The organism is Streptococcus sp. 27098_8_76, assembly GCF_041432315.1.
Taxonomy (GTDB): Bacteria; Bacillota; Bacilli; order Lactobacillales; family Streptococcaceae; genus Streptococcus.
Map to the genome: position 1 here is coordinate 1 of NZ_JAPVZI010000002.1, position 26,964 is coordinate 26,964.

23 protein-coding genes, 16 tRNA genes, 2 pseudogenes and 1 riboswitch are annotated in these 26,964 nt (G+C 42.4%); of the genes and pseudogenes, 34 read left to right on the top strand and 7 right to left on the bottom strand.

Annotation, left to right across the window (positions count from 1 at the left end; all coding sequences use genetic code 11):
* From O3636_RS01405 to O3636_RS01480, 16 genes are all read left to right on the top strand, one after another.
* Nucleotides 1–73: transfer RNA gene (locus O3636_RS01405), tRNA-Asp, on the top strand.
* A gap of 24 nt (nt 74–97) precedes the next feature.
* Nucleotides 98–170, top strand: a tRNA-Lys gene (locus O3636_RS01410).
* Nucleotides 171–175: 5 nt separating this feature from the next.
* Nucleotides 176–257: transfer RNA gene (locus O3636_RS01415), tRNA-Leu, on the top strand.
* 18 nt (nt 258–275) lie between these two features.
* Nucleotides 276–348, top strand: a tRNA-Thr gene (locus O3636_RS01420).
* A gap of 22 nt (nt 349–370) precedes the next feature.
* A tRNA-Gly gene (locus O3636_RS01425) sits at nt 371–442 on the top strand.
* A gap of 7 nt (nt 443–449) precedes the next feature.
* Nucleotides 450–535: transfer RNA gene (locus O3636_RS01430), tRNA-Leu, on the top strand.
* An 11-nt stretch (nt 536–546) separates the two neighbouring features.
* Nucleotides 547–620: transfer RNA gene (locus tag O3636_RS01435), tRNA-Arg, on the top strand.
* Between the two features lie 15 nt (nt 621–635).
* Nucleotides 636–709, top strand: a tRNA-Pro gene (locus tag O3636_RS01440).
* Between the two features lie 5 nt (nt 710–714).
* Nucleotides 715–788: transfer RNA gene (locus tag O3636_RS01445), tRNA-Met, on the top strand.
* 13 nt (nt 789–801) lie between these two features.
* Nucleotides 802–875, top strand: a tRNA-Ile gene (locus tag O3636_RS01450).
* Nucleotides 876–887: 12 nt separating this feature from the next.
* Nucleotides 888–977, top strand: a tRNA-Ser gene (locus O3636_RS01455).
* Nucleotides 978–986: 9 nt separating this feature from the next.
* A tRNA-Met gene (locus tag O3636_RS01460) sits at nt 987–1,060 on the top strand.
* Nucleotides 1,061–1,063: 3 nt separating this feature from the next.
* Nucleotides 1,064–1,136 (top strand) — tRNA-Phe (locus tag O3636_RS01465).
* Nucleotides 1,137–1,156: 20 nt separating this feature from the next.
* Nucleotides 1,157–1,227: transfer RNA gene (locus O3636_RS01470), tRNA-Gly, on the top strand.
* A gap of 34 nt (nt 1,228–1,261) precedes the next feature.
* A tRNA-Ile gene (locus O3636_RS01475) sits at nt 1,262–1,335 on the top strand.
* Between the two features lie 6 nt (nt 1,336–1,341).
* Nucleotides 1,342–1,429, top strand: a tRNA-Ser gene (locus tag O3636_RS01480).
* A gap of 185 nt (nt 1,430–1,614) precedes the next feature.
* On the opposite strand, the gene birA is transcribed toward O3636_RS01480, so the two are convergent.
* Nucleotides 1,615–2,550 carry a bifunctional biotin--[acetyl-CoA-carboxylase] ligase/biotin operon repressor BirA gene (birA, locus tag O3636_RS01485; protein WP_371641431.1) on the bottom strand — a complete coding sequence of 312 codons (936 nt, stop codon included), beginning with the start codon at nt 2,548–2,550 and terminating at the stop codon, nt 1,615–1,617.
* A gap of 265 nt (nt 2,551–2,815) precedes the next feature.
* Between birA and O3636_RS01490 the strand changes: the two genes are divergently transcribed.
* The 5 genes and pseudogenes from O3636_RS01490 (at nt 2,816) to O3636_RS01510 (ending at nt 7,078) form a co-directional block, all read left to right on the top strand.
* Entirely contained in the window at nt 2,816–4,009 is a 1,194-nt protein-coding gene (locus tag O3636_RS01490) for an O-antigen ligase (protein WP_004238796.1), read from the top strand.
* A 143-nt stretch (nt 4,010–4,152) separates the two neighbouring features.
* Complete coding sequence (locus O3636_RS01495) at nt 4,153–4,596, top strand: MarR family winged helix-turn-helix transcriptional regulator (RefSeq protein WP_371641432.1); 444 nt, start codon at nt 4,153–4,155, stop codon at nt 4,594–4,596.
* A 34-nt stretch (nt 4,597–4,630) separates the two neighbouring features.
* Nucleotides 4,631–4,822: pseudogene (locus O3636_RS01500) on the top strand (polyketide cyclase); the annotation flags it as partial.
* Between the two features lie 14 nt (nt 4,823–4,836).
* Nucleotides 4,837–5,565, top strand: coding sequence for an ATP-binding cassette domain-containing protein (locus tag O3636_RS01505; RefSeq protein WP_371641433.1), 729 nt, complete (start codon nt 4,837–4,839; stop codon nt 5,563–5,565).
* The gene (locus O3636_RS01510) at nt 5,558–7,078 is read left to right on the top strand and encodes an ABC transporter permease/substrate-binding protein (protein WP_371641434.1); all 1,521 of its coding nucleotides are present in this window, start codon (nt 5,558–5,560) and stop codon (nt 7,076–7,078) included. Before O3636_RS01505 ends, O3636_RS01510 begins: the two co-directional genes overlap by 8 nt.
* 152 nt (nt 7,079–7,230) lie before the next feature.
* Here O3636_RS01510 and O3636_RS01515 read toward each other — a convergent pair whose 3' ends face one another.
* Nucleotides 7,231–7,767, bottom strand: a complete 537-nt coding sequence (locus tag O3636_RS01515; RefSeq protein ID WP_371641435.1) for a TetR/AcrR family transcriptional regulator — start codon at nt 7,765–7,767, stop codon at nt 7,231–7,233.
* Nucleotides 7,768–7,899: 132 nt separating this feature from the next.
* On the opposite strand from O3636_RS01515, the gene O3636_RS01520 reads away from it, so the two are divergent.
* From O3636_RS01520 to O3636_RS01530, 3 genes are all read left to right on the top strand, one after another.
* Nucleotides 7,900–8,790 (top strand): cation diffusion facilitator family transporter, encoded by an 891-nt coding sequence (locus O3636_RS01520; RefSeq protein WP_000645152.1) that lies wholly within the window; start codon nt 7,900–7,902, stop codon nt 8,788–8,790.
* Between the two features lie 333 nt (nt 8,791–9,123).
* Nucleotides 9,124–9,477: a stress response transcriptional regulator NmlR gene (gene nmlR / locus O3636_RS01525; RefSeq protein ID WP_001022624.1), complete on the top strand. Its 354-nt coding sequence runs from the start codon at nt 9,124–9,126 to the stop codon at nt 9,475–9,477.
* Nucleotides 9,478–10,515 carry a zinc-binding dehydrogenase gene (locus tag O3636_RS01530; RefSeq protein WP_000833747.1) on the top strand — a complete coding sequence of 346 codons (1,038 nt, stop codon included), beginning with the start codon at nt 9,478–9,480 and terminating at the stop codon, nt 10,513–10,515. It abuts the gene before it with no gap.
* 67 nt (nt 10,516–10,582) lie between these two features.
* On the opposite strand, the gene galR is transcribed toward O3636_RS01530, so the two are convergent.
* Complete coding sequence (gene galR / locus O3636_RS01535) at nt 10,583–11,584, bottom strand: DNA-binding transcriptional regulator GalR (RefSeq protein WP_000212485.1); 1,002 nt, start codon at nt 11,582–11,584, stop codon at nt 10,583–10,585.
* A 164-nt stretch (nt 11,585–11,748) separates the two neighbouring features.
* Between galR and O3636_RS01540 the strand changes: the two genes are divergently transcribed.
* The 4 genes and pseudogenes from O3636_RS01540 (at nt 11,749) to O3636_RS01555 (ending at nt 16,305) form a co-directional block, all read left to right on the top strand.
* Entirely contained in the window at nt 11,749–12,927 is a 1,179-nt protein-coding gene (locus O3636_RS01540) for a galactokinase (RefSeq protein WP_371641436.1), read from the top strand.
* A gap of 18 nt (nt 12,928–12,945) precedes the next feature.
* Complete coding sequence (locus tag O3636_RS01545) at nt 12,946–14,427, top strand: UDP-glucose--hexose-1-phosphate uridylyltransferase (RefSeq protein WP_371641532.1); 1,482 nt, start codon at nt 12,946–12,948, stop codon at nt 14,425–14,427.
* Nucleotides 14,428–14,496: 69 nt separating this feature from the next.
* Nucleotides 14,497–14,901: a PaaI family thioesterase gene (locus tag O3636_RS01550; protein ID WP_262080874.1), complete on the top strand. Its 405-nt coding sequence runs from the start codon at nt 14,497–14,499 to the stop codon at nt 14,899–14,901.
* Between the two features lie 113 nt (nt 14,902–15,014).
* Nucleotides 15,015–16,305 (top strand): annotated as a pseudogene (locus O3636_RS01555) (IS4 family transposase).
* A gap of 147 nt (nt 16,306–16,452) precedes the next feature.
* Here the strand turns inward: O3636_RS01555 and O3636_RS01560 are convergent.
* From O3636_RS01560 to O3636_RS01575, 4 genes are all read right to left on the bottom strand, one after another.
* Nucleotides 16,453–17,715 (bottom strand): nucleobase:cation symporter-2 family protein, encoded by a 1,263-nt coding sequence (locus tag O3636_RS01560; protein ID WP_120770508.1) that lies wholly within the window; start codon nt 17,713–17,715, stop codon nt 16,453–16,455.
* The gene (locus tag O3636_RS01565) at nt 17,715–18,296 is read right to left on the bottom strand and encodes a xanthine phosphoribosyltransferase (RefSeq protein ID WP_261055484.1); all 582 of its coding nucleotides are present in this window, start codon (nt 18,294–18,296) and stop codon (nt 17,715–17,717) included. Before O3636_RS01565 ends, O3636_RS01560 begins: the two co-directional genes overlap by 1 nt.
* 129 nt (nt 18,297–18,425) lie before the next feature.
* A riboswitch (purine riboswitch) is annotated at nt 18,426–18,521 on the bottom strand.
* Nucleotides 18,522–18,860: 339 nt separating this feature from the next.
* A complete protein-coding gene (locus tag O3636_RS01570; protein ID WP_371641437.1) occupies nt 18,861–19,247 on the bottom strand; it encodes a bleomycin resistance protein in 387 nt (128 codons plus the stop codon).
* Nucleotides 19,248–19,258: 11 nt separating this feature from the next.
* Nucleotides 19,259–20,086 carry an exodeoxyribonuclease III gene (locus O3636_RS01575; protein ID WP_371641438.1) on the bottom strand — a complete coding sequence of 276 codons (828 nt, stop codon included), beginning with the start codon at nt 20,084–20,086 and terminating at the stop codon, nt 19,259–19,261.
* Between the two features lie 133 nt (nt 20,087–20,219).
* On the opposite strand from O3636_RS01575, the gene O3636_RS01580 reads away from it, so the two are divergent.
* The 6 genes from O3636_RS01580 to O3636_RS01605 all read left to right on the top strand — a co-directional run bounded on the left by O3636_RS01580 (nt 20,220) and on the right by O3636_RS01605 (nt 26,931).
* Entirely contained in the window at nt 20,220–20,675 is a 456-nt protein-coding gene (locus tag O3636_RS01580; protein WP_314413903.1) for a DUF3290 family protein, read from the top strand.
* Entirely contained in the window at nt 20,672–21,307 is a 636-nt protein-coding gene (locus O3636_RS01585; protein WP_371641439.1) for a DUF421 domain-containing protein, read from the top strand. The genes O3636_RS01580 and O3636_RS01585 overlap by 4 nt, the downstream gene beginning before the upstream one ends.
* Before the next feature lie 54 nt (nt 21,308–21,361).
* Nucleotides 21,362–23,107 (top strand): ABC transporter ATP-binding protein, encoded by a 1,746-nt coding sequence (locus tag O3636_RS01590; protein ID WP_371641440.1) that lies wholly within the window; start codon nt 21,362–21,364, stop codon nt 23,105–23,107.
* Entirely contained in the window at nt 23,097–24,839 is a 1,743-nt protein-coding gene (locus tag O3636_RS01595; RefSeq protein WP_261013246.1) for an ABC transporter ATP-binding protein/permease, read from the top strand. The genes O3636_RS01590 and O3636_RS01595 overlap by 11 nt, the downstream gene beginning before the upstream one ends.
* A 130-nt stretch (nt 24,840–24,969) precedes the next feature.
* Nucleotides 24,970–25,662 carry a sugar transferase gene (locus O3636_RS01600; RefSeq protein ID WP_371641441.1) on the top strand — a complete coding sequence of 231 codons (693 nt, stop codon included), beginning with the start codon at nt 24,970–24,972 and terminating at the stop codon, nt 25,660–25,662.
* A 42-nt stretch (nt 25,663–25,704) separates the two neighbouring features.
* Nucleotides 25,705–26,931 carry a DegT/DnrJ/EryC1/StrS family aminotransferase gene (locus tag O3636_RS01605; RefSeq protein WP_371641442.1) on the top strand — a complete coding sequence of 409 codons (1,227 nt, stop codon included), beginning with the start codon at nt 25,705–25,707 and terminating at the stop codon, nt 26,929–26,931.
* Nucleotides 26,932–26,964 lie beyond the last annotated feature (33 nt).

Below are 26,964 nucleotides of genomic sequence, written 5' to 3' on the forward strand. Positions count from 1 at the left end.
GGTCCCGTAGTGTAGCGGTTATCACGTCGCCCTGTCACGGCGAAGATCGCGGGTTCGATTCCCGTCGGGACCGTTTGAAATAACGCAAGTTATTTTAGACTCGTTAGCTCAGTTGGTAGAGCAATTGACTTTTAATCAATGGGTCACTGGTTCGAGCCCAGTACGGGTCATATCTGCGGGTTTGGCGGAATTGGCAGACGCACCAGATTTAGGATCTGGCGCTTAACGGCGTGGGGGTTCAAGTCCCTTAACCCGCATTAAGATATAATAAATGAGCCGGCTTAGCTCAGTTGGTAGAGCATCTGATTTGTAATCAGAGGGTCGCGTGTTCAAGTCATGTAGCCGGCATTTTTAGATAGAAGAAAATAGTGCGAACGTAGTTCAGTGGTAGAACACCACCTTGCCAAGGTGGGGGTCGCGGGTTCGAATCCCGTCGTTCGCTTAGAGAGGCCGGGGTGGCGGAACTGGCAGACGCACAGGACTTAAAATCCTGCGATTGGTAACGATCGTACCGGTTCGATTCCGGTCCTCGGCATAATATAATGAGCACCCTTAGCTCAACTGGATAGAGTACCTGACTACGAATCAGGCGGTTAGAGGTTCGACTCCTCTAGGGTGCATTTTTCTATTTAACTCGGGAAGTAGCTCAGCTTGGTAGAGTACTTGGTTTGGGACCAAGGTGTCGCAGGTTCGAATCCTGTCTTCCCGATATATGGCGGTGTAGCTCAGCTGGCTAGAGCGTCCGGTTCATACCCGGGAGGTCGGGGGTTCGATCCCCTTCGCCGCTATAATGATCTTGTTGGACCTTTAGCTCAGCTGGTTAGAGCTCTCGGCTCATAACCGAGTGGTCGTAGGTTCAAGTCCTACAAGGTCCATTTGAATATTATGGAGGATTACCCAAGTCCGGCTGAAGGGAACGGTCTTGAAAACCGTCAGGCGTGTAAAAGCGTGCGTGGGTTCGAATCCCACATCCTCCTTTTCATTAACGCGGGATGGAGCAGCTCGGTAGCTCGTCGGGCTCATAACCCGAAGGTCGTAGGTTCAAATCCTGCTCCCGCAATAAGGCTCGGTAGCTCAGTTGGTAGAGCAATGGATTGAAGCTCCATGTGTCGGCGGTTCGATTCCGTCTCGCGCCATTTTTAATTATAGTATGTATGCGGGTGTAGTTTAGTGGTAAAACTACAGCCTTCCAAGCTGTTGTCGCGAGTTCGATTCTCGTCACCCGCTTTGAACTTTGTTCAAATTACCAAGTTTTTAACTTGGGCGCGTAGCTCAGGTGGTTAGAGCGCACGCCTGATAAGCGTGAGGTCGGTGGTTCGAGTCCACTCGTGCCCATTAATTGGAGAATTACTCAAGAGGCTGAAGAGGACGGTTTGCTAAATCGTTAGGTCGGGTAACTGGCGCAAGGGTTCGAATCCCTTATTCTCCGTTTTATTGAGAGTTTATAACTCTTTTTTTGTATTTTTAAGAATAGTAGAATAAAAACTTCAGATTTGTAAAACTTAATTGGATTACTCATCTGAAGTTTTTTTGCGCTCTTTGTCAACTGTAGTGGGCTGCATTAAAGCTAAAATCTTTATATATTGTCGTTTTTATGGTTGTGCTAGTTTATTATTACTTCCAACTCTTGAGTGAAATTTCTCCGCTATTGAGCCAAATTTCTTTTCCGTTATCACATTGCACCAAAAGTTTTCCATTTTCAGAGATATCTTTAGCAAGTCCCTTGTAGTCTTTTTTATCCAGTGTGAAAGTAACTTCTTTTCCAAGAACGAATGACTGTTTTTTATATAGGTATAATAACTCATCTGCTGGTGTTTCGAAGAAAGCACGCCATATTTCGATAATTAATTCATTTCTTGTTATAGGTGCTGGAGCTTTGAATAAACTAGCAGCTTTTTCTTTTAATTCTTGAGGGAAGTCTTTAATAGTAAAGTTGATTCCTACTCCAATAATGATATCTGTGACTAAGCCAGTTTCTACAGATGTCATTGCCTCAGTGAGGATTCCTCCAATTTTATGATTTTTGAGGTAGATATCATTGACCCATTTTATGTCGACATCTATTAAAGTTAGGTTCTTAATGGCTTTGTAGATAGCTCCAGCTACAAGTAGTGTGTAGGATGGTAATTTGTCGTAGGTGAGATTTGGTTTAAGATGGAGTGTCATATAAATGCCACCTTGGGGTGAGTAGAAGGAGCGTTGAAAACGGCCTCGGCCTGCTGTTTGATAGGAAGCTATATAGAGGGTGTTTGCTTCATTTCCTAAATCAATTGCTTCTTTTGCATCTAGTTGAGTTGATTTTGTTTCAGGTTTAAAGCTGACTTTAATTGGAAGATTTTCTTCTAGAATCTCTGGAAGAATAAGGTCTCCATTCAGCAGTTTATAGCCTTTGTTTTTAATACTATCAATTTCAATGCCTTCTTGTTCTAGCTGCCTGATGGCTTTCCAAATTGATGTTCGGGTCAGTGATAGTTCTTCTGCAATCTTTTCTCCGCTGATATAATCGGTTTCTTTAGCTAGAATTTGGTAGACGGCTTGGTAGGATTTCATAGTGTTTCCTTTCTTTAAGAATAGTATATGATTTGAATCTAGTCTATATTTTATTACTACTATTTTAACATATGGCTACTATTTACGGCATGATTTTCTTAGAGAAAATGAAATCATTAAGATTGAGTTTTGAAATTTCAGTATTTTTGCTCGCTTTTTTACCTAGGGAAGCGTTTCCTTTGTTTTCAAATTGTTAAAAAAGTGGTACAATAAAGGGTAGCTTACTATTATCTGAATCAGCTGATTTGGAGAGAAAGGATTCATTTTGAAATCAATAGGCTTTATTGAAAAGCTGAAAGGGTTGTCTAGTAAAGAGCTGATTTTATTGGGAATTATCCTGAGTATCTTTTTACCCTTTTATCTTTTTGTAGTTGTATTCTGTTTATATATTATCAGTTTAATTTTCACAGGAGACATGAAAAGTATTCTTCAGAAAATGGGGGAGCATCCGATGCTGCTTCTTTTTCTTGGCTATAGTACTGTTATATCCGTTTTTGCACAAAATTGGATGGGAGTTGTAGCTTCAGTAGGAATTTTTCTATTTACTGTTTTCTTTTTGCATTATCAGTCGATTTTATCACATAAATTCTTTCGATTGATTTTGCAGCTCGTCTTGTTTGGTAGCGTCTTGTCAGCTGCTTTTGCGAGTTTAGAACATTTCCAAATTGTGAAGAAATTCAACTATGCTTTTCTTTCACCCAATATGCAGGTGTGGCATCAGAATCGTGCAGAAGTGACCTTCTTTAATCCTAATTATTATGGAATTATTTGTTGTTTCTGTATCATGATTGCCTTCTATCTGTTTACAACGACCAAGTTGAATTGGTTGAAAGTATTCTGTGTGATTGCAGGCTTTGTGAATCTCTTTGGTTTGAACTTTACGCAAAATCGAACTGCCTTTCCTGCTATTATCGCTGGAGCCATTATTTATCTCTTTACGACCATTAAAAACTGGAAGGCCTTTTGGCTTAGTATTGGGGTCTTCGCAATCGGCTTGAGCTTCCTCTTTTCTAGTGATTTGGGAGTTCGGATGGGGACTTTAGACTCTTCTATGGAAGAACGCATTTCTATCTGGGATGCTGGGATGGCCTTATTTAAGCAAAATCCTTTTTGGGGTGAGGGGCCATTGACCTACATGCACTCGTATCCTCGGATAAATGCTCCTTATCATGAACATGCTCACAGTCTTTATATTGATACGATTCTGAGTTACGGAATTGTGGGGACTATTTTACTAGTTTTGTCTTCTGTGGCTCCTGTTCGCTTGATGATGGATATGAGTCAGGAGTCGGGGAAACGCCCGATTATCGGTCTTTATCTGTCTTTCCTTACAGTGGTTGCTGTACACGGAATCTTTGACTTGGCCCTCTTCTGGATCCAGTCAGGTTTCATTTTCTTATTAGTTATGTGCAGTGTTCCATTGGAGCATCGAACGTTGGTATCGGATATGACGGATTAAGTTTATAAGATTGAAATCTTCTACCTTGAGTAGGAGATTTTTTTCTGGGAAAAATTATTTCTAAGTCGAAATAGTTGACAGTTAGAATAATGAGTGTTACAATTGCTTTATTCATTTCGATATAGAAATAAATTGGAGGTGTCATGAAAGATAGTCATTTGGTAGCCTATCATATTCGTTTGTTGAATAGGCGGATTTTTCAAAAGTTACTGAGCCAAGACCCTGAAGCTCTTTATAGGAGTGAGCAGGGAAAGATTTTAGCGGTTTTATGGAATAGTGAAACTGGTTGCGCAACTGCGACAGATATTGCTCTGGAAACTGGGCTTGCTAACAATACACTGACGACGATGATTAAAAAGCTAGAGGAACAAAATCTTGTAACTATTAGTCCATGTGGAGAAGATAAGCGTAAGAAGTATTTGGTTTTAACAGAGTTGGGGCAGTCTCAGAAAGAAGTGGGGCATCGTGTCAGTCAGAAATTGGATACGGTTTTTTACAAAGGTTTTTCAGAGGAAGAAATTCGTCAGTTTGAAGCCTTTCAAGAAAGAATTTTGGCGAATCTGAAAGAGAAGGCAAAAGAGGATTAAAATAGATCAAATTAGCTGTTTATAAGTAAAGGCCACTTTCGACTTTGTTTTCCAACTCTTAGGACAAGGAAACTATGTGGTTAGCTATGGTCAGACTCAGATTGACGGAGTTGCCTATGCCCAGTATGATATCTTCCGTCTAGAAAACGGGAAAATTGTGGAGCATTGGGACAATAAGGAAGTCATGCCTAAGGTAGAAGACTTGACCAATCGAGGGAAGTTTTAAATTGAGGATACAGAATGATTGAATACAAAAATGTAGCCTTGCGCTACACAGAAAAAGATGTCTTGAGAGATGTCAATTTACGGATTGATAATGGAGAGTTTATGGTTTTAGTTGGACCTTCTGGCTCAGGTAAGACAACCATGATTAAGATGGTCAACCGCCTCTTGGAGCCAACTGATGGAAATATTTATATGGATGGCAAGCGCATCAAAGACTATAACGAGCGGGAGCTTCGTCTTTCTACTGGTTATGTTTTACAGGCTATTGCTCTCTTTCCCAATCTAACGGTTGCGGAAAATATTGCCCTGATTCCTGAGATGAAGGGCTGGACTAAGGAAGAAATTGCTCAGAAAACAGAAGAGCTTTTGGCCAAGGTTGGCTTGCCAGTAGCTGAGTATGGGCATCGTTTACCTAGTGAACTATCTGGTGGGGAACAGCAACGGGTCGGTATTGTTCGTGCTATGATTGGTCAGCCTAAGATTCTCCTCATGGATGAGCCTTTTTCAGCCTTGGATGCTATTTCGAGAAAACAGTTACAGGTTCTGACGAAAAAATTGCATAAAGAGTTTGGGATGACAACGATTTTTGTGACCCATGATACGGATGAAGCCTTGAAGTTGGCGGACCGTATTGCTGTCTTGCAGGATGGAGAGATTCGTCAGGTGGCGAACCCTGAGACTATTTTAAAAGCTCCTGCCACAGAATTTGTAGCAGACTTGTTTGGAGGTAGTGTTCATGACTAATTTAATTGCAACTTTTCAAGATCGTTTTAGTGATTGGTTGACAGCTCTATCTCAACATTTACAGTTGTCACTATTGACCTTGTTGCTGGCCATCTTTATAGCGATTCCCTTGGCTGTTTCTCTTCGCTATCATGAGAAGTTGGCCGACTGGGTCTTGCAGATTGCAGGGATTTTCCAGACTATCCCGTCACTGGCCTTGTTAGGGCTCTTTATCCCCTTGATGGGAATTGGAACCTTGCCAGCTTTGACAGCTCTAGTGATCTATGCGATCTTTCCGATTTTACAAAATACCATCACTGGACTCAAGGGAATTGATCCGAGTCTGCAAGAGGCTGGGATTGCCTTTGGGATGACCAGATGGGAGCGACTCAAGAAGTTTGAAATTCCACTTGCCATGCCTGTTATGATGTCTGGGATTCGCACGGCGGCCGTCTTGATCATCGGTACGGCGACCTTGGCTGCCTTGATTGGTGCAGGGGGGCTGGGTTCCTTTATCCTTTTGGGAATTGACCGTAATAATGCCAGTCTGATTTTAATCGGGGCCCTTTCTTCTGCAGTGCTGGCCATTGCCTTCAACGTCCTACTAAAAGTGATGGAAAAAGCAAAATTGCGGACGATTTTCTCTGGTTTTGCCTTGGTGACAATATTACTCGGTCTGTCTTATAGCCCAGCTCTCTTAGCTCAAAAAGAGAAAGAAAACTTGGTGATTGCTGGGAAATTGGGTCCAGAACCAGAAATTTTGGCCAATATGTATAAACTCCTCATTGAGGAAAATACCAGTATGACTGCGACTGTTAAACCGAATTTTGGGAAAACAAGCTTCCTCTATGAAGCTTTGAAAAAAGGCGATATTGACATCTATCCTGAATTTACTGGTACGGTGACTGAAAGTCTGCTTCAACCATCACCGAAAGTGAGTCATGAGCCTGAGCAGGTTTATGATGTAGCGCGTGATGGTATTGCCAAACAGGATCATCTAGCCTATCTCAAACCTATGTCTTATCAAAATACCTATGCTGTGGCTGTTCCGAAGAAAATTGCTCAAGAATATGGCTTGAAGACCATTTCGGACTTGAAAAAAGTGGAAGGGCAGTTGAAGGCCGGTTTTACACTCGAATTTAATGACCGTGAAGATGGCAATAAGGGCTTGCAATCAATGTACGGTCTCAATCTCAATGTAGCGACTATGGAGCCAGCTCTTCGCTATCAGGCAATTCAGTCAGGCGATATTCAAATCACGGACGCCTATTCAACCGATGCAGAGTTGGCGCGTTATGATTTGCAGGTCTTGGAAGATGACAAGCAACTCTTCCCACCTTACCAAGGGGCTCCACTGATGAAAGAAGCTCTTCTCAAGAAACATCCAGAGTTGGAAACAGTTCTCAATAAATTGGCTGGTAAAATTACTGAAAGCCAGATGAGCCAGCTTAACTATCAAGTCGGTGTTGAAGGCAAGTCAGCAGAACAAGTAGCCAAAGAGTTTCTACAAGAACAAGGTTTGTTGAAGAAATAGTTTGAAAATGTCAAACTCAACTTTGTTAAACTCAACTTTGTTAAACGACTATATAGAAGAACGCTCAGACAATGTCGTCTGGGCTTTTTTGATTGTTGAAAAGATAAAAACTCAGTAGCCTAGAAATAAGGCAACTGAGCTCTACTCTGTATTCAATTTTTAGGAATGAGAAGGTCTAGATAAAACTGGACAACTTCCTGGTATGTAAAGTCTTGTCCTTTTTTGAGCCACCAGGTCAATGTCTCGATAAAGTTGGACACGACCAAGTGTTGGAGGTAAGAAGTAGGCAGATTAGTGTGGGCTTCTTTTAACTCATCAGCCAACATGGGATAGACATGGTGTTCTAGCTCTTTATGGAGTTGACGGAGGAAGTAGTCATTTTTGGAAAATAGCAGACTGGTGATATGGTCTTGGTTTTTCTGAAAATGAAGAAAGAGGTGGGCGAGGTAGTCCTCAGTTGAAATGGGTTGCTCTCTTTCAAAGAGATGATGAAAGAGGTAGCGGCAAAGCTCGTCCAGAAGTAGTTCCTTGCTCTCATAGTGACAGTAAAAGGTGGAACGTCCAACATCTGCGAGTTCAATGATATCCTGAACTGTAGTGGATTCGTAGCCCTTATCGTTCAAAAGTTGTAGAAAAGCTTGAAAGATGGCTTTTTTTGTTTTGCTGATACGGCGGTCAATGGTAGTCATATGGACACTTGAGGCAAATTGTTCAGAAATGAATAAAGCTGACGTTTTGCTTCTATCCTTTCTTTGAGTTTTAGTGGATAATGATAATGAACAAGGTATTCATAAATCTATTATAACAAAGGAATGAGAAAGATGAAGGCAAAATATACTGTTTGGGTAGCTTTTTTCTTAAATTTAAGCTATGCTATTGTTGAGTTTATCGCAGGAGGAATCTTCGGTTCAAGTGCTGTTCTTGCTGATTCTATCCATGACTTGGGAGATGCTATAGCAATCGGCATATCGGCCTTTTTAGAAACAATCTCAAATAGAGAAGAAGATAGGCAATACACCTTGGGTTACAAGCGATTTAGTCTTTTAGGGGCCCTAGTGACTGCTGTGATTCTTATCACAGGATCCATTCTAGTGATCTTGGAAAATATAACTAAACTTTTGAATCCACAGCCCGTTAATGACGAAGGCGTCCTCTGGCTAGGAATCATTGCAGTCAGTATCAATGTGCTAGCTAGTCTAGTAGTTCGTAAGGGAAAGACAAAGAACGAGTCAATTCTGAGCCTGCACTTTTTGGAAGATACTCTAGGTTGGTTGGCTGTCATTCTAATGGCGATTATCCTCCGATTTACAGATTGGTATATCCTTGATCCGCTCTTATCGCTTGTCATTTCCATCTTCATTCTAACAAAAGCTATTCCTCGATTTTGGAGCGCACTCAAGATTTTCCTGGATGCTGTGCCAGAAGGACTAGAGACAGGTGATTTGGAGAAGGATTTGGAGGCTCTGACCAATGTCAAAAGTGTCAATCAACTTAGCATTTGGTCCATGGATGGTCTAGAAAATAATGCTATTATCCATATCTGTTTAGAGGATTGGGAGGAGATGACGGAAACAAAGAATCAAGTACGTCAGCTCTTAGAAGAAAGAGGTGTGCAGAATATTACTATCGAAGTGGACACCAGTCAAAGCAATCATGCGCAACATAAGCGAAAGGTAACAGCCTTAGGGCAATCCCATGGGCATCAACACTAGAAAAAGCGGCTGAGACAAAACTCAATTTCAAGAGAAAATGAAGTAAATCTTCATACAAAAAAACGTATAGTATCAAGGGTTTTCAATGTCTGATACTATGCGCTTTTTGCTTTTAAAGACTTTTTTTCCAGTTTCTTTGGTATCATATTTGAAAGACGCTTTCCCCAACCTCTTTCTTTGATTGATGAAAAGGTATGCTAATAAGAGAACTGATAATGATAAAAAATTTTTCGATTAGACGCAAAATGCTTGACTTGGAGTCAACTCAAAATTATATAATAAGATAAGTGAGTTAGAATAGCTTAAATTCAGTGAATGAGAGGAGGTTAGTGTATGAATATTAAATCTGCTAGTGACTTGTTGGGAATTTCAGCGGATACGATTCGGTACTATGAACGGGTTGGTCTTGTGCCACCGATTACTCGAACTGCAACTGGAATTCGTGATTTTCAAGATCATGATATTGAAGCTCTGGAATTTATTAAGTGTTTTCGTTCGGCAGGTGTCTCTGTAGATAGTTTAGTTGACTATATGTCTCTCTACCAAAAGGGGGATGAAACGCGAGAGAAAAGGCTTGGTATTTTAGAAGAGGAAAAGAAAAAATTAGAGGAGCGCTTGTCTCAGTTACAGGTGGCTTTAAATCGCTTAAATCTCAAAATTAAACTTTACAAGGAAGGAAAAATTTAAATGAAATCAGCAGTATATACAAAGGCAGGTCAGGTTGGTCTTGCTACAATTGAACGTCCGCAAATTATAGACGCAGATGATGCGATTATTCGTGTAGTTCGTGCGTGCGTTTGCGGATCGGATCTATGGAGGTACCGTAATCCAGAAACGAAAGCTGGACACAAAAATAGTGGACACGAAGCGATTGGGATTGTCGAAGAAACTGGGGAATCCATTACGACGGTGAAACCAGGTGATTTTGTCATTGTCCCTTTTACTCATGGATGTGGTGAATGTGATGCCTGTCTTGCTGGTTTTGACGGTTCTTGCGACAATCATATTGGTAATAACTTGGGAGGCGATTTTCAGGCGGAATATATTCGTTTTCACTATGCAAACTGGGCGCTGGTTAAAATCCCTGGACAACCTTCTGACTACACAGAAGGTATGCTAAAGTCCCTCTTGACTCTTGCAGATGTTATGCCGACAGGCTATCATGCGGCGCGAGTTGCAAATGTTCAAAAAGGGAACAAGGTTGTTGTTATCGGTGATGGTGCTGTTGGTCAATGTGCTGTCATCGCGGCGAAGATGCGTGGTGCATCGCAAATTATCCTTATGAGTCGTCATGAAGATCGTCAAAAGATGGCTCTGGAGTCGGGTGCGACAGCTGTTGTAGCTGAGCGAGGTCAAGAAGGTATTGCCAAGGTGCGTGAAATTCTCGGTGGCGGAGCAGACGCAGCACTTGAATGTGTTGGTACGGAGGCTGCTGTAGAACAGGCGCTAGGTGTCCTTCATAATGGAGGGCGTATGGGATTTGTAGGAGTCCCACACTATAATAATCGTGCTCTTGGTTCGACATTTATGCAAAATATCTCTGTAGCAGGTGGGGCAGCTTCTGCGACAACATATGATAAGCAATTTTTACTAAAAGCCGTCCTTGATGGTGATATCAATCCAGGCCGTGTCTTTACTTCAAGCTATAAATTAGAAGATATTGATCAAGCTTATAAAGATATGGATGAACGTAAGACCATTAAGTCTATGATTGTGATGGCCTAAAAAAGAAAATCCTAATGGAGATTTGAGACTCTCTATTAGGATTTTTTGTCATTTTTAATTTGTGGAGTTATGGCAGAGTACTCTCTCTCAATGTCAGTCTGGTTCCCAGCATGGTTAGGCTAGGGATTTTCCGACCGTGGAGTACTTCCTTATTAAGAATATCCATACCTGCTCGGCCCATTTCTTCGGTATAGACGGTGATGCTAGAGAGGGGAGGATAGACTTGCTTGGTCAGGCTAGTATCGTTAAAGGAAATAAGACTGACGCGGTCTGGCAGGTTGATTCCAGCTTCTTGGAGCGCACGGAGGGCACCGATGGCTAAACTATCGCTAGCTGCAAAAAAGGCTGGTGGGAGTTGGTCTCCCAAGTTCTGAATGGCCTCCTTCATCAAGTCATAGCCAGACTGGGCGGTAAAGCTTCCTTGAAAGACTAATTCATCATGATAGATTCCTTTTGTTTGACTGTAGTTTCTAAAATTTTCCAGTCGCTTATCCTCAATGATTTCTTCTTGGTCGGTTGTTTCTTCAAGGCCTGTTAGAATCCCGATGCGGTCCATCCCTTGGCTGAGAAAATAATCGACAACCTGTTTCATGGCAGTGTAAAAGTCTGTGATAATGCAGGTATGTCCCAGGGAAAGTGTATCGCTGTCTAGAAATACAAGAGGCTTTTGGTATTCTTCAAAGGCAGAAATCTGAGCTCGACTAAACTTTCCGATGCAGAGAATCCCAATCACTTCCTCGCTTAGGGTAAAAGGATGGTCATTAAAATAGCGCAAGATATCATAGTCCAACTCTTGGGCTCTTTTTTCAATACCCAAGCGAATCTGGTAGTAGTAAAGGTCGTCCAGTTCTCCTTGTTCACTGACCCATTGGATAATGGCAATCTTTTGCTTGGGTTTGTGGGAATCGCCTGTCTTGAGGTGCTTGGTGTAGCCCAGTTCTTCAGCAACGGTTAAAATACGGTGTCTGGTTTCTTCTGTAACAGATAGGCTCTGGTCGCGATTGAGGACGCGGGATACGGTCGCGATAGAGACAGAGGCTAGCTGTGCAATGTCTTTTAAGGTAGCCATAAATCCTCCTTCTTTAAGGTTAGTATATCATATTTTTCTGCTTTTTACTGATAGTTTAGTAAAATTTTAGTAAAAAGGATTGACCTTGGAAAATCCCTTGGATACAATAGAAGAAAACGATTACATGTTAAGGTGGCTTAACGGACAGTCAAAGGAGAATTCAAATGACACAACATCTTACTGCAGAAGCACTTCGCAAAGACTTTCTTGCTGTTTTTGATCAAGAAGCAGACCAAACTTTCTTTTCACCAGGTCGTATCAATTTGATTGGTGAACACACGGACTACAACGGTGGGCACGTTTTTCCAGCTGCTATTTCCTTGGGAACTTACGGTGCAGCTCGTAAGCGTGACGACCAAGTTTTACGTTTCTACTCAGCTAATTTTGAGGACAAGGGCATTATCGAAGTGCCTCTCGCTGACCTCAAGTTTGAAAAAGAGCACAATTGGACCAATTATCCAAAAGGGGTTCTTCATTTCTTGCAAGAAGCTGGTCATGTGATTGACAAAGGTTTTGATTTCTTTGTTTATGGGAATATCCCAAATGGTGCTGGTTTGTCTTCTTCAGCATCCTTGGAACTTTTGACAGGGGTCGTGGCAGAGCATCTCTTTGATTTAAAATTAGAGCGTCTCGATTTGGTTAAAATCGGAAAACAAACAGAAAACAACTTTATCGGAGTCAACTCTGGCATTATGGACCAGTTTGCTATCGGTATGGGTGCAGACCAACGTGCTATTTACTTAGATACTAACACTTTAGAGTATGATTTGGTACCACTTGATTTGAAGGACAATGTCGTTGTTATTATGAACACTAACAAACGCCGTGAATTGGCGGATTCTAAATACAATGAACGTCGTGCTGAGTGTGAGAAAGCAGTAGAAGAATTGCAAGTTGTCTTGGATATTCAGACCTTGGGTGAATTGGACGAGTGGGCCTTTGACCAGTACAGCTACCTAATCAAAGACGAAAATCGTTTGAAACGTGCTCGTCATGCTGTGCTTGAAAACCAACGTACCCTTAAAGCTCAAGCAGCCCTTCAAGCAGGTGATTTGGAAACCTTTGGTCGCTTGATGAATGCGTCACACGTTTCTCTAGAACATGACTATGAAGTGACTGGTTTGGAATTGGATACTCTTGTTCATACAGCTTGGGCACAAGAAGGAGTTCTAGGTGCTCGTATGACAGGGGCAGGTTTTGGCGGATGTGCCATTGCCTTGGTGCAAAAAGATACAGTTGAGGCCTTTAAGGAAACTGTTGGCAAGCACTACGAGGAAGTCGTTGGATACGCTCCAAGCTTCTATATCGCTGAAGTTGCAGGTGGCACTCGCGTCCTTGACTAGTCAAAAGGAGGCTTTATGGTGACCTTAGTAGATAAATTTGTAACACATGTCATTTCTGAAAGTTCATTTGAGGAAATGGATCGAATCTACCTGACCAATCGTGTCTTGGCACGAGTGGGAGACGGTGTTTTGGAAGTTGAGACCAATCTGGATAAATTGATTGACCTCAAGGACCAGCTGGTTGAGGAAGCCGTTCGATTAGAGACGATTGAGGATAGTCAGACTGCGCGTGAAATCCTCGGTGCTGAATTGATGGACTTGGTAACTCCTTGTCCGAGTCAGGTCAATCGTGACTTTTGGGCAACCTACGCCCAATCTCCTGAGCAGGCGATAGCGGACTTCTACCAACTCAGTCAGAAAAATGACTACATCAAACTCAAGGCCATTGCTAAAAATATTGCTTATCGTGTTCCATCTGACTACGGAGAACTTGAAATTACCATCAATCTCTCTAAGCCTGAAAAGGATCCCAAAGAGATTGCGGAAGCCAAGTTGGTGCAAGCTAGTAATTATCCTCAGTGTCAGCTTTGTCTAGAGAATGAGGGCTACCATGGTCGAATCAACCACCCAGCTCGCAGCAATCACCGGATTATCCGTTTTGAAATGGCTGGTCAGGAGTGGGGCTTCCAGTATTCTCCCTATGCTTATTTTAATGAGCACTGTATTTTCTTAGATGGCCGGCATCGTCCCATGGCGATTAGCCGTCAGAGTTTTGAACGTTTGCTAGCTATCGTAGAGCAGTTCCCAGGTTATTTTGCAGGCTCTAATGCCGACCTGCCGATTGTGGGTGGCTCTATTCTGACTCATGATCATTATCAGGGAGGCCGTCACGTATTTCCGATGGAATTGGCTCCCTTGCAAAAGACTTTCTCTTTTACTGGTTTTGAGCAGGTCAAGGCTGGGATTGTCAAGTGGCCAATGTCAGTGTTGCGTTTGACTTCGGCTTCCAAAGAAGATTTGATCAACTTAGCTGACAAGATTTTGCAGGAATGGCGCCAGTATTCAGATCCAAGGGTGCAAGTCTTGGCAGAAAGTAATGGAACACCACACCATACAATTACACCCATTGCCCGCAAACGCGATGGACAGTTTGAGTTGGACTTGGTCTTGCGGGACAATCAGACTTCTGCAGAACATCCTGATGGCATCTATCATCCTCACAAGGATGTCCAACATATCAAGAAGGAAAATATCGGCTTGATTGAGGTCATGGGCTTGGCAATCTTGCCACCACGTCTGAAAGAAGAAGTGGAGCAAGTCGCTAGCTATCTTGTAGGAGAAACTGTTACAGTTGCCGATTATCATCAGGAATGGGCAGACCAACTTAGAGCCCAATATCCAGACATAACAGATAAAGAAAAAGCCCTTGAAATCGTCAAGGACTCTGTTGGTGCTATCTTTGCACGTGTGCTTGAGGACGCAGGAGTCTACAAGCAGACAGAACAAGGACAGGCAGCCTTTATGCGCTTTGTGGAGCAGGTCGGAATTTTGTCAGACTAGGAGCTTTCTCCTTGCACAGTCCTATAAAAAGTAGTATCATAGTGTCGTTTGAAATATCAGGAGGAAACGATGAAAGACTTTCATTTTGACGCTATATCTGCCTTTGAAAATTACGAAATTGAACAAATGAGAGATGGTCACGTTGTGGTGACGACCAAAGTAGTGGACTCGTCGCTCAACTACTATGGCAATGCTCATGGTGGCTATCTCTTTACCCTTTGCGACCAGATCAGTGGTTTGGTGGTCATATCTCTGGGACTTGATGGGGTGACACTCCAATCCTCTATCAACTACCTTAAGGCAGGAAAACTCGACGATGTATTGACCATTAAAGGAGAATGTGTCCATCAAGGTCGTACAACCTGTGTGATGGATGTGGATATCACCAATCAAGAGGGCAGAAATGTCTGTAAGGCAACCTTTACTATGTTTGTCACAGGCCAAAGGTCTGAGGAAAGACGGGTAAGTATATAGATAAACAAAAAAGAGGCTTACACCCAATGTCATTAAGTTAAGAAATTCAAATACAATTCTGTATTTGGGTTTCTTTTTTATGTGATAAACTTATAATTAAGGAGGTATTTCCCATGATAAAACAAATAAAATCTCACTTGAATAAGAGTATTCAGAGTATCCTTGGCCAAAAAGTTGAGTTCGTCAAACAAGATGAACAGGCCTTTACTCGTAAAAGAAGTTTATCACTAGAAACTATGATTCGTACCATTCTGGGAATGGGAGGAAAATCCTTGTCAAAAGAATTACTAGATGCCAAACTGACAGTTTCAAATTCAGCCTTTGTTCAAAGACGCTATCAGATAAAACCTGAAGCGTTCTATGCCCTATTTAAAGAATTTACAGCACCTATTCCACTTAATACTGATTTTCCAATATTCGCTGCAGATGGGAGTGATATCTGTATTCCTAGAAATCCCATGGATACAAAAACCTCTATCCAAACCCAAACGGATGTTAAATCCTATAATCTCATACACATAAATGCCCTATACGACTTGACGACTGGAGTGTATAGAGATGTTTCTATTCAAGACAACCATGCGCAACATGAGCGCTTAGCTCTGATTCAGATGATGGAGGCTTCTCCCTTTCGAGAAAGCTCTTGTTATCATGGATAGAGGCTATGAAAGTTACAATCTCATGGCTCATTTTCAAGAAAAAGGATGGCTTTATATCATCCGTATTCGAGATGGAAAACAATCCATGCGATCCTCCTTCAACTTGCCAAATACAGAGTGTTTTGATCAAAACTTTTCTCTAAAATTATCACGAAAGCAAACCAATCAGCTTCAAAAACTTTATCATGATTTTCCCAATGACTATCATTTTATTCCACACAATTCTACTTTTGATTTTCTTCCAGAAACAAGTCGAAAACATGACCCTGTTGAACTATACCAACTTCCTTTTTGTATGGTGCGTTTAGAAGCGGAAGAAGGAAAGTACGAAACTTTAGTGACAAATACGGACTATTCAGTCCAAGAATTAAAAAATCTCTACGCCAGCAGATGGGGCATAGAGACTAGTTTTCGTGACCTGAAATACAGTATTGGCTTGGTCAATTTTCATACAAAAAAGAAGGAAGGGATTCTCCAAGAAATCTTTGCTCGCTTTACAAATTTTAACTTTTGTCGTTGGGTAACCTCGCAAGTTGCCATCGACAGTAGTCACAAAAAACAAAGATATAAAGTGTGTTTCTCAGATGCGACTTATGCCTGCCGTTTGTTTTTTAACGAATCCCTTTTTTCCCTCCAGTTGAAAAACTACCTCAAGAAACACTTATCTATTATTCGACCGAATCGAAAATATCCAAGAAAGATAAAGGCCCAATCGGTAGTTGATTTCATCTATAGAGTAACATAAATCTCAAAAAATAGGGTGAAAAACCTTTATTTGTCATGCAAAAAAATAGAAGATGTGATAGAGAATCACTTTGATGATCTCAATCACACCTCCTATTCAAATAGTTAGATCACTAACTTAATGACATTGGGCTCACACCTCTTTTTCTTATTTCTTTTTACGATTCAGTACTGCATTGAGAACAATAGCAAGTAGGCTGGCTACGACGATTCCGTTTGAGAAGAACATTTGGAAGGCTGTCGGCATGCTGACAAAGAGATTACTGTTGTTGAGTCCGACACCTGCAGCGATTGATACAGCTGCAATAAGGAAGTTGTGTTCATTGTTAGCAAAGTCAACACGGGCGAGGATTTGCATCCCTTGAATAGATACAAAACCAAACATTACCAGCATGGCACCACCAAGGACAGGACTCGGAATGATTTGAGCAAGGGCACCAAACTTAGGAAGGAGTCCAAGGAGAACCAGGAAACCAGCTGCGTAGTAGATTGGCAGGCGAGTCTTGATTCCTGATAATTTAACCAAACCAACGTTTTGTGAAAATCCTGTGTAAGGGAAGGTGTTAAAGATTCCTCCGAGAAGTACGGCCAAACCTTCTGCGCGGTAACCGTTGCGCAGGCGCGTGCTGTCGATTGGATCCTTTGTGATATCAGACAAGGCCAGATAAACACCAGTTGACTCAACCATAGAAACCGTTGCGATGATACACATCATGACAATGGATGAGATTTCAAAGGTTGGCATCCCAAAGTAGAGTGGAGTTGGGACATGGACAAGTGGTGCTGCTGCAACAGGAGAGAAGTCAACCAAGCCCATGCTAGCAGCGATGGCAGTTCCAACAACCAGACCAATCAAAATGGAGATAGACTTGATAAATCCTTTGGTAAAGATGTTAATCAAGAGGATAATCAAAACAGTAATAGCTGCAAGCAAGAGACTTTGACCAGTTGGCTCTGGAACGTTATTTCCCATATTTCCAATAGCGACAGGAATCAAGGTTAAACCAATCGTGGTAATAACAGAGCCTGTTACGATAGAAGGGAAGAGATTGGCTACTTTTGAGAAAATGCCTGAAACAAGAACCACGTAAATCCCTGATGCGATAAGGGCACCAAACATAGCACCACTGCCATGACTTTGTCCAATCATAATCAAGGGAGCGACCGACTGGAAAGCTACTCCTAGAACGACTGGGAGTCCAATTCCAAAGTATTTGTTGAGTTGGAGTTGAAGGAAGGTTGCCACCCCACACATGAAGATATCTGTAGAAATCAGGTAGGTCAACTGCTCAGCTGAATAGCCAAGGGCTGTCGCAATCATGATGGGAACCAGGATGGATCCTGAGTACATGGCTAGTAAGTGTTGCAAGCCAAGAACGGCTGCTTGCGAATGTTTTTCTTGAGTTTGCATTAGAGATCTGCCTCCTTAAAAATAACTTGACCATTTTCAAAACGATCCAAACGAGCGAGTGATAGGACAGGATAGCCTGCTTTTTCAAGCAAATCACGGCCATCTTGGAAGGATTTTTCAATCACGATACCAATAGCTTCGACTCTTGCACCGGCCTGTTCGATGATTTGAATCAAGCCTTTAGCAGCTTGGCCATTAGCAAGGAAATCGTCGATAATCAAAACCTTGTCCTCTGGTGAGAGGAATTTTCCAGCGATGGAAACGGTGCTGGTAACCTGCTTGGTAAAGGAGTAAACTTGGGCAGTTAAGATTCCTTCGTTCATAGTAATGTTTTTAGCTTTTTTGGCGAAAATCATAGGAACGTTTAAGGCTTCGGCAGTAAAAATGGCTGGGGCAATACCTGACGCTTCAATGGTTACGACCTTGGTAATGCCAGCAGAAGCAAATTTTTCCGCAAAAACCTTACCAATCTCTCTCATCAAGCTAAAGTCAACTTGGTGGGTTAAAAAGGAATCCACCTTGAGGATGTTATCACCCAAGATATGCCCATCCTTGAGGATGCGCTCTTCTAATAATTTCATAAGACCTCCTAAAGTCTAAAAGCCAATCCATTTGCTTGTTTCAGATTTCTATCCAGTAAAACTGATAGAAAAAGGACCTACTTAATCTCTAAGTAAGTCCCCAAAATAGGCATGGCAAAAAAGCCCATCCCCTCAAGCTAACTTACTTATTGTTAGGTGTTCCGGCACCTTGTAGAAACGTCGTGCCAATTCACGACATAAACAAGTAAAACGATATTTAATTTTAAATAGGCTTGAGCCAATGTTTTTATTTTACACTAAATAACTTTAGAAATCAACTGTTTTGTTAGTGTTTTGGTTTGAAAAACGAACAAATATAATAAAAATGGGTAAAAATTAACTTATTGGCTAACATTTATACTCAATGAAAATCAAAGAGCAAACTAGGAAGCTAGCCGCAGGCTGTACTTGAGTACGGTAAGGCGACGCTGACGTGGTTTGAATTTGATTTTCGAAGAGTATTAGAAGATTTTTTCATCATAAAAGACATATTATCAAGATTTTTCAATACCTGACAATATGCCTCTTTCTAACTTTAAAGACTTTTTCCCAATCTTTATTGTTCTACTCGCTAAATCTTAAAAAATAGCCATCTGGGTCTAGAACTGCAAATTCATGAGGGTAGATATATTGTTCGCCAACTCGAAATTCTCTTTTTGTCAGGGGACGATGGATAGGATAGTCAGCTTCCAGCAGTTTTTGGTGGAGCTGAGGGACATCTTCAATGCCAAAGGAAATATTAACACCGCGCCCGAAAGGATAGGTTAGTTGGGCTAATTCTTCTGTGCTGCCTTCTTCTAGCATTAGCTGGCAATCTTCAAGCGAGAGGAAGAGAAATTTCTCCTCTGGACGCTCGTATTCAACAGAGAATCCTAGCAGGTCGCAGTAGAAGTGGCGTGATTTTTCGATGTCAGATACTACAAATTCAGGAATGACAGCTTGATAGTCCATTCGTTTTCTCCTTAGAGTTCAATCTCCATGACAATGGGTGTATGGTCTTGGCGAGCTCCTGAGTCAATCATATCAGACTTGGTCACCTTGTCAGCCACGCGGTTGCTTGTCAGCCAGTAGTCGATTCTCCAGCCTGTATTGTTGATTTTAGAAGTCTTGCTGCGCTGTGCCCACCAAGTGTAGCGTTCTGGAACATCGCCATGAATATGGCGGAAGGTGTCGGTAAATCCAGTTGCCAAAAGGTTGGTAAATCCAGCACGTTCCTCGTCGGTAAATCCTGGTGAACGGCGGTTGCTAGCAGGATTTGCAAGGTCAATCTCATTGTGGGCCACGTTGTAGTCACCGGTTGCAAGGACTGGTTTTTCTTTGTCTAGTTGAGCCAAGTACTCAGCATATTTGACATCCCAGACTTGACGTTCTTCCAAGCGTTTGAGACCATCACCAGCATTTGGAGTGTAAACTTGGGTCACGAAAAATTTATCAAATTCTAGAGTGATGATACGACCTTCCAAGTCCATGGTAGAAGGGGCACCGATTTCTGGAAAAGTGACAGTGGGTGTAAGTTCTTTCTTATAAAGGAACATGGTTCCAGCATAGCCTTTGCGGGCAGGCTCTTGAGAAGAGCGCCACGTGTTTACGTAGCCTGGGAAGACTTCTTCTAAAATCTCCAAGTGTTTCTTTGTAGGACCCTTGGCAGAAAGCTTGGTTTCTTGGATAGCGATGATATCAGCATTTTCAGCAACCAAGGTTTGTAGGACTTCTTGGGACAATTTGGCACGAGCTGAGTCACTAGTTAGGGCTGCGTTAAGGGAATCAATATTCCATGAGATAAGTTTCATAAAGTTACCTTTTTCATTCAGATTATAGATTTTATTATACCAAAAAAAGGTCTATTTCCCCAACGTATGGTTTGAAAAATCACCCTTTTTCGTTTATAATGAAGAATGATTTTATGAAAGGGAGTGGAAATAAATGAAATTTTACTCATATGACTATGTGCTAAGCCAAATCAGTCAGCAAAATGGCATCATGATTGGTTTTGGGATTGTTCTCCTAGCTATCACAGGTTTTTTTGCTTTTAAGGCTTATCGTGATAAAAAGGGGACTAAGTTTCGGGAATTGGTCATGATTTTGGCCTTGACCTTGGTGGCCATGCTTTTGGTGACAATCTCAAAATACCAGACCAATCAAGCCTCTAACAACCAATTTCAAACTTCACTTCATTTCATAGAGGTTGTTTCCAAAGACTTGGGAGTGGATAAATCAGAAGTTTATGTCAATACTTCTGCAGCCACTGATGGAGCGCTAATCAAGGTAGGTTCAAATTTCTATCGCGCTTTGAACGGGAGCCAACCAGACAAGTATCTTTTAGAAAAATTAGAATTGCATCAAACAGACGCTATTGAATTGGTGGAGGTAAACAAATGACACTCAACTATATGGAAATTTTAATCAAACTGGCCTTGGGTCTTTTCTCGCTTGTTTTTGTTATCAATGTGACAGGAAAGGGAAATCTGGCGCCTAACTCTGCGACAGACCAAATTCAGAACTATGTTCTCGGTGGTATTCTCGGTGGGGTGATTTACAATAGTTCAATCAGCATTCTGCAATACGCAGTGATTTTGATGATGTGGACGATTTTGGTTTTGACCCTCAAATGGCTTAATAACAATGTTCGTTTTGTCAAACACTTGATTGATGGAAAACCGACTCTCCTCATCAAAAATGGGCAGATTGATCCAGAAGCCTGTCGTTCAGTTGGTTTGTCTGCGGCAGATGTAGCTCTCAAACTTCGTAGTCAAGGGATTTTCCAGATGAAGCAGGTCAAACGCGCTGTGCAGGAGCAAAATGGCCAACTCATCGTGGTCCAAATGGGAGATGAAAATCCTAAGTATCCAGTTGTGACTGACGGTGTGATCCAAGTAGATGTTTTGGAATCGATTGGTCGTAGCGAAGAGTGGCTGCTTGATAACCTCAGCAAACAAGGACATGAAAATGTTGCCAATATCTTTATCGCTGAGTATGACAAGGGTGCTGTTACAGTCGTAACCTATGAATAAGAAAAACCTGGGGTCTTGGCCTCAGGTTTCCATTTGCAATCAGAAAGGGATTTTATGTCCATTATTCAAAAACTTTGGTGGTTTTTCAAGTTAGAAAAGCGCCGTTATCTAGTCGGAATTGTGGCCTTGGTCTTAGTTTCCGTCCTCAATCTCATCCCTCCCATGGTCATGGGGCGAGTCATTGATGCCATCACTTCGGAGCAATTAACCCAGCAGGACCTCCTTATTGACCTATTTTACTTGCTTCTTGCAGCCTTTGGGATGTACTATCTGCGCTATGTTTGGCGTATGTATATCCTTGGGACTTCCTACCGTCTGGGGCAGATTATGCGCTCTCGCTTGTTTGAACATTTCACAAAAATGTCGCCAGCCTTTTATCAGACCTATCGGACGGGGGACCTGATGGCACACGCAACCAACGATATCAATGCCTTGACTCGTCTGGCAGGAGGCGGTGTTATGTCTGCTGTTGATGCTTCTATCACGGCTTTGGTGACCTTGCTGACCATGCTCTTTAGCATTTCGTGGCAAATGACCCTAGTTGCCATTTTACCCTTACCTTTCATGGCTTATGCGACCAGTCGTCTAGGGAGAAAGACCCACAAGGCTTTTGGCGAATCACAGGCTGCCTTTTCTGAACTCAATAACAAGGTGCAGGAGTCTGTATCAGGTATTAAAGTGACCAAGTCTTTCGGGTATCAGGCGGACGAGCTCAAGTCTTTCCAGGCAGTCAATGAATTGACCTTCCAAAAGAATCTCCAAACCATGAAATACGATAGTCTCTTTGATCCTATGGTTCTCTTATTTGTTGGTTCTTCCTATGTTTTAACGCTCTTGGTCGGTTCCTTGATGGTTCAGAAAGGGCAAATCACCGTTGGAAATCTGGTCACTTTTATCAGTTATTTGGATATGTTGGTCTGGCCTCTTATGGCCATTGGTTTCCTCTTTAATATCACTCAGCGAGGGAAGGTTTCTTACCAACGGATTGAGGATCTTTTGTCTCAGGAATCACCTGTAAAAGACCCTGAATTTCCTCTGGATAGTATTGAAAATGGACGTTTGGAATACGCCATTGACAGCTTTGCCTTTGAAAATGAGGAGACACTGACGGATATTCACTTTAGTCTGGAAAAAGGGCAAACCCTAGGCTTGGTCGGGCAGACAGGTTCTGGTAAAACGTCCTTGATCAAGCTCCTCTTGCGTGAATACGATGTGGATAAGGGTGCTATTTACCTAAACGGTCACGATATTCGTGACTATCGTCTGACAGACCTTCGCAGTCTTATGGGCTATGTTCCTCAGGACCAGTTCCTCTTTGCGACTTCAATCTTAGACAATATCCGCTTTGGGAATCCTGATTTACCACTTTCAGCGGTCGAGGAAGTGACTAAGCTAGCTCAAGTTTACCAAGATATTGTAGTCATGCCTCAGGGATTTGATACGTTGATTGGTGAAAAAGGAGTCAGTCTTTCTGGTGGTCAAAAGCAACGTTTGGCCATGAGTCGGGCTATGATTTTAGACCCTGATATCTTGATTTTGGATGATTCTTTGTCGGCCGTGGATGCCAAGACAGAGTATGCGATTATCGACAACCTCAAGGAGACGCGAAAGGACAAGACAACCATTATTACGGGTCATCGCCTGAGTGCAGTTGTCCATGCAGATCTAATCTTGGTTCTGCAAAATGGTCAAATTATTGAACAGGGCACACACGAAGACCTGCTAGCTATGGATGGCTGGTATGCCCAAACCTACCAGTCTCAGCAGCTGGAAATGAAAGGAGAAGAAGATGCAGAATAAACAAGAACAATGGACTGTATTGAAGCGCTTGATGTCTTATCTCAAGCCTTACGGCCTCCTGACCTTTTTGGCACTCAGTTTTCTCCTAGCGACTACGGTCATTAAAAGCGTCATTCCCCTTGTGGCTTCCCACTTTATTGACCAGTATCTCAGCAATCTTAACCAACTCGCTGTGACGGTTTTGCTGGCCTACTATGGCCTTTATATCCTACAAACTCTGGTCCAGTATGTCGGCAATCTTCTCTTTGCGCGTGTGTCCTATAGTATTGTTAGGGATATTCGTCGCGATGCCTTTGCCAATATGGAAAAGCTGGGCATGTCTTATTTTGACAAGACGCCAGCAGGCTCGATTGTCTCTCGTTTGACCAATGACACCGAGACTATCAGTGATATGTTTTCGGGGATTTTGTCCAGCTTTATCTCAGCAGTTTTCATCTTTCTGACAACTCTTTATACCATGTTGGTGTTGGATTTTCGTTTGACAGCTTTAGTCCTGCTCTTTCTCCCCTTGATTTTCCTTTTGGTCAATCTCTATCGAAAAAAATCTGTCAAGATTATCGAGAAAACCAGAAGTCTCTTGTCTGATATCAATAGTAAGCTGGCTGAAAACATCGAGGGAATCAGAATTATCCAGGCCTTTAATCAAGAGAAGCGTCTGCAGGTGGAATTTGATGAGATCAACCAAGAACACTTGGTCTTTGCCAACCGTTCTGTAGCCTTGGATGCCCTCTTTTTGCGTCCTGCCATGAGTTTGCTGAAACTCTTAGGTTATGCGGTCTTGATGGCTTACTTTGGCTATCGAGGACTTTATCTGGGAATAACGGCCGGGACTATGTATGCCTTTATCCAGTACATCAACCGCCTTTTTGATCCCTTGATTGAAGTAACGCAAAACTTCTCAACCCTTCAAACGTCCATGGTTTCTGCAGGTCGTGTCTTTGCCCTGATCGACGAGAGGACCTATGAACCCCTTCAAGAAAATGGCCAGGCCGAGATCAAAGAAGGCAATATCCGGTTTGAACATGTGTGTTTCTCATATGACGGTAAACATCCGATTCTGGATGATATTTCCTTTTCGGTTAATAAGGGTGAAACCATAGCTTTTGTAGGGCATACAGGTTCTGGGAAATCTTCGATTATCAATGTCCTCATGCGCTTTTATGAATTTCAGTCAGGGCGAGTTCTCTTGGATGATGTGGATATTAGGAACTACAGTCAGGAAGAGTTGAGAAAAAACATCGGGCTGGTCTTGCAGGATCCCTTCCTCTATCATGGGACCATTAAGTCCAATATCGCCATGTACCAAGAAATCAGTGATGAGCAGGTCCAGGCTGCGGCAGCCTTCGTGGATGCAGATTCCTTTATTCAAGAACTTCCTCAGGGATATGATGCACCTGTTTCTGAGCGTGGTTCGAGCTTCTCTACTGGTCAGCGTCAGCTTCTTGCTTTTGCTAGAACAGTCGCCAGTCAGCCTAAAATTCTGATTTTGGATGAAGCGACAGCCAATATTGACTCTGAAACAGAAAGTTTGGTTCAAACTTCACTAGCTAAGATGAGACAGGGACGGACAACCATTGCCATCGCTCACCGACTTTCGACCATCCAAGACGCCAACTGCATCTATGTTTTGGACAAGGGGCGCATCATCGAGAGCGGAACCCATGAGGAACTCTTGGCTCTGGGAGGAACCTATCACAAGATGTATAGTTTGCAGGCCGGGGCCATGTCCTAATACTCTTTGATTTTCATTGAGCATAAGAAGGAAATCCTTCAAATTACAGATTTCTTTCACCGCCTTTTCTATTTTGTGGTATAATGAAAAATGTTGACAAATAGTATAATAAAAACAAAGGAGAAACAGCATGCTGAAATGGGAAGACTTGCCCGTGGAAATGCAATCAAGCGAGGTTGAGTCTTACTACCAGCTTGTCTCTAAAAGGAAGGGTTCGCTGATTTTCAAGCGTTGCTTGGACTGGGTTCTAGCCTTGGTCTTACTGGTTCTGACCTCTCCCATCTTTCTCATCTTGAGCATTTGGATCAAGTTGGATAGCAAGGGGCCGGTCATTTACAAACAAGAGCGAGTGACCCAGTACAACCGTCGCTTTAAAATCTGGAAGTTCCGTACCATGGTGACGGATGCGGATAAAAAAGGGAGTCTGGTGACTTCTGCTAACGATAGCCGTATTACCAAGGTTGGCAATTTCATCCGCCGTGTGCGTTTGGACGAACTGCCTCAGTTGGTCAATGTTCTTAAAGGTGAGATGTCCTTTGTCGGTACACGACCTGAAGTACCACGCTACACAGAACAGTATAGCCCTGAAATGATGGCGACCTTGCTCTTGCCAGCAGGTATTACCTCTCCAGCCAGCATCAACTACAAGGATGAGGATACTATCATCAGTCAAATGACCGAAAAAGGTCTGTCAGTTGACCAAGCCTATGTAGAGCACGTTCTTCCTGAAAAGATGCGCTATAACCTCGCTTATCTCCGAGAGTTTAGTTTCCTTGGAGACATCAAAATCATGTTTCAAACCGTGTTTGAAGTGCTAAAATAAAGTAGTCATGAGAAAATGAGTACAGATAAAAGGAGCAAATCAATGCCAAATTACAATATTCCATTTTCACCACCCGATATTACAGAAGCAGAAATTGCTGAAGTAGCAGACACTCTGCGTTCTGGTTGGATTACAACGGGTCCTAAGACAAAAGAACTGGAACGTCGCTTGTCTCAATATACACAGACACCTAAGACTGTCTGCCTCAATTCTGCAACTGCCGCTCTTGAGTTGATTTTGCGCGTCTTGGAAGTAGGACCTGGTGATGAAGTCATCGTTCCAGCCATGACCTATACAGCTTCATGTAGTGTCATCACTCATGTGGGAGCAACCCCTGTCATGGTGGATATCCAAGCAGATACGTTTGAGATGGACTATGACCTGCTAGAGCAAGCTATCACTGAAAATACCAAGGTAATCATTCCAGTAGAGCTTGCAGGGATTGTTTGTGACTATGACCGTTTGTTCCAAGTTGTGGAGAAGAAACGTGACCTCTTTACTGCGTCAAGCAAGTGGCAAAAAGCCTTTAACCGTATTGTGATTGTTTCTGATAGTGCCCATGCTTTGGGATCAACTTACAAGGGTCAACCGACTGGTTCTATCGCTGACTTTACTTCCTTCTCATTCCACGCCGTTAAGAACTTTACAACGGCCGAAGGTGGAAGTGCGACTTGGAAAGCCAATCCAGCGATTGACGACGAAGAGATGTACAAGGAATTCCAGATTCTTTCGCTTCATGGTCAGACCAAGGATGCCCTTGCTAAGATGCAGCTGGGTTCATGGGAATACGATATCGTTACACCAGCTTACAAGTGCAATATGACCGATATCATGGCTTCTCTTGGTTTGGTACAATTGGACCGCTATCCAAGTTTGTTGCAACGTCGTAAGGACATTGTGGACCGCTATGATAGTGGTTTTGCAGGTTCTCGCATCCATCCTTTGGCACACAAGACTGAAACTGTCGAATCTTCACGCCACCTCTACATCACCCGTGTAGAAGGAGCAAGCCTAGAAGAACGCAACCTCATCATCCAAGAATTGGCTAAAGCAGGAATTGCAAGTAACGTACATTACAAGCCACTTCCGCTCTTGACAGCCTATAAGAATCTTGGCTTTGATATGGCCAACTATCCTAAGGCCTATGCCTTCTTTGAAAATGAAATTACGCTTCCTCTTCATACTAAACTAAGCGATGAAGAAGTGGACTATATCATTGAGACTTTCAAAACAGTTTCTGAAAAAGTACTAGCTTCATCAAAAAAATGACAAACTACAGTCAAGTAATAGTGATTCTGTTTC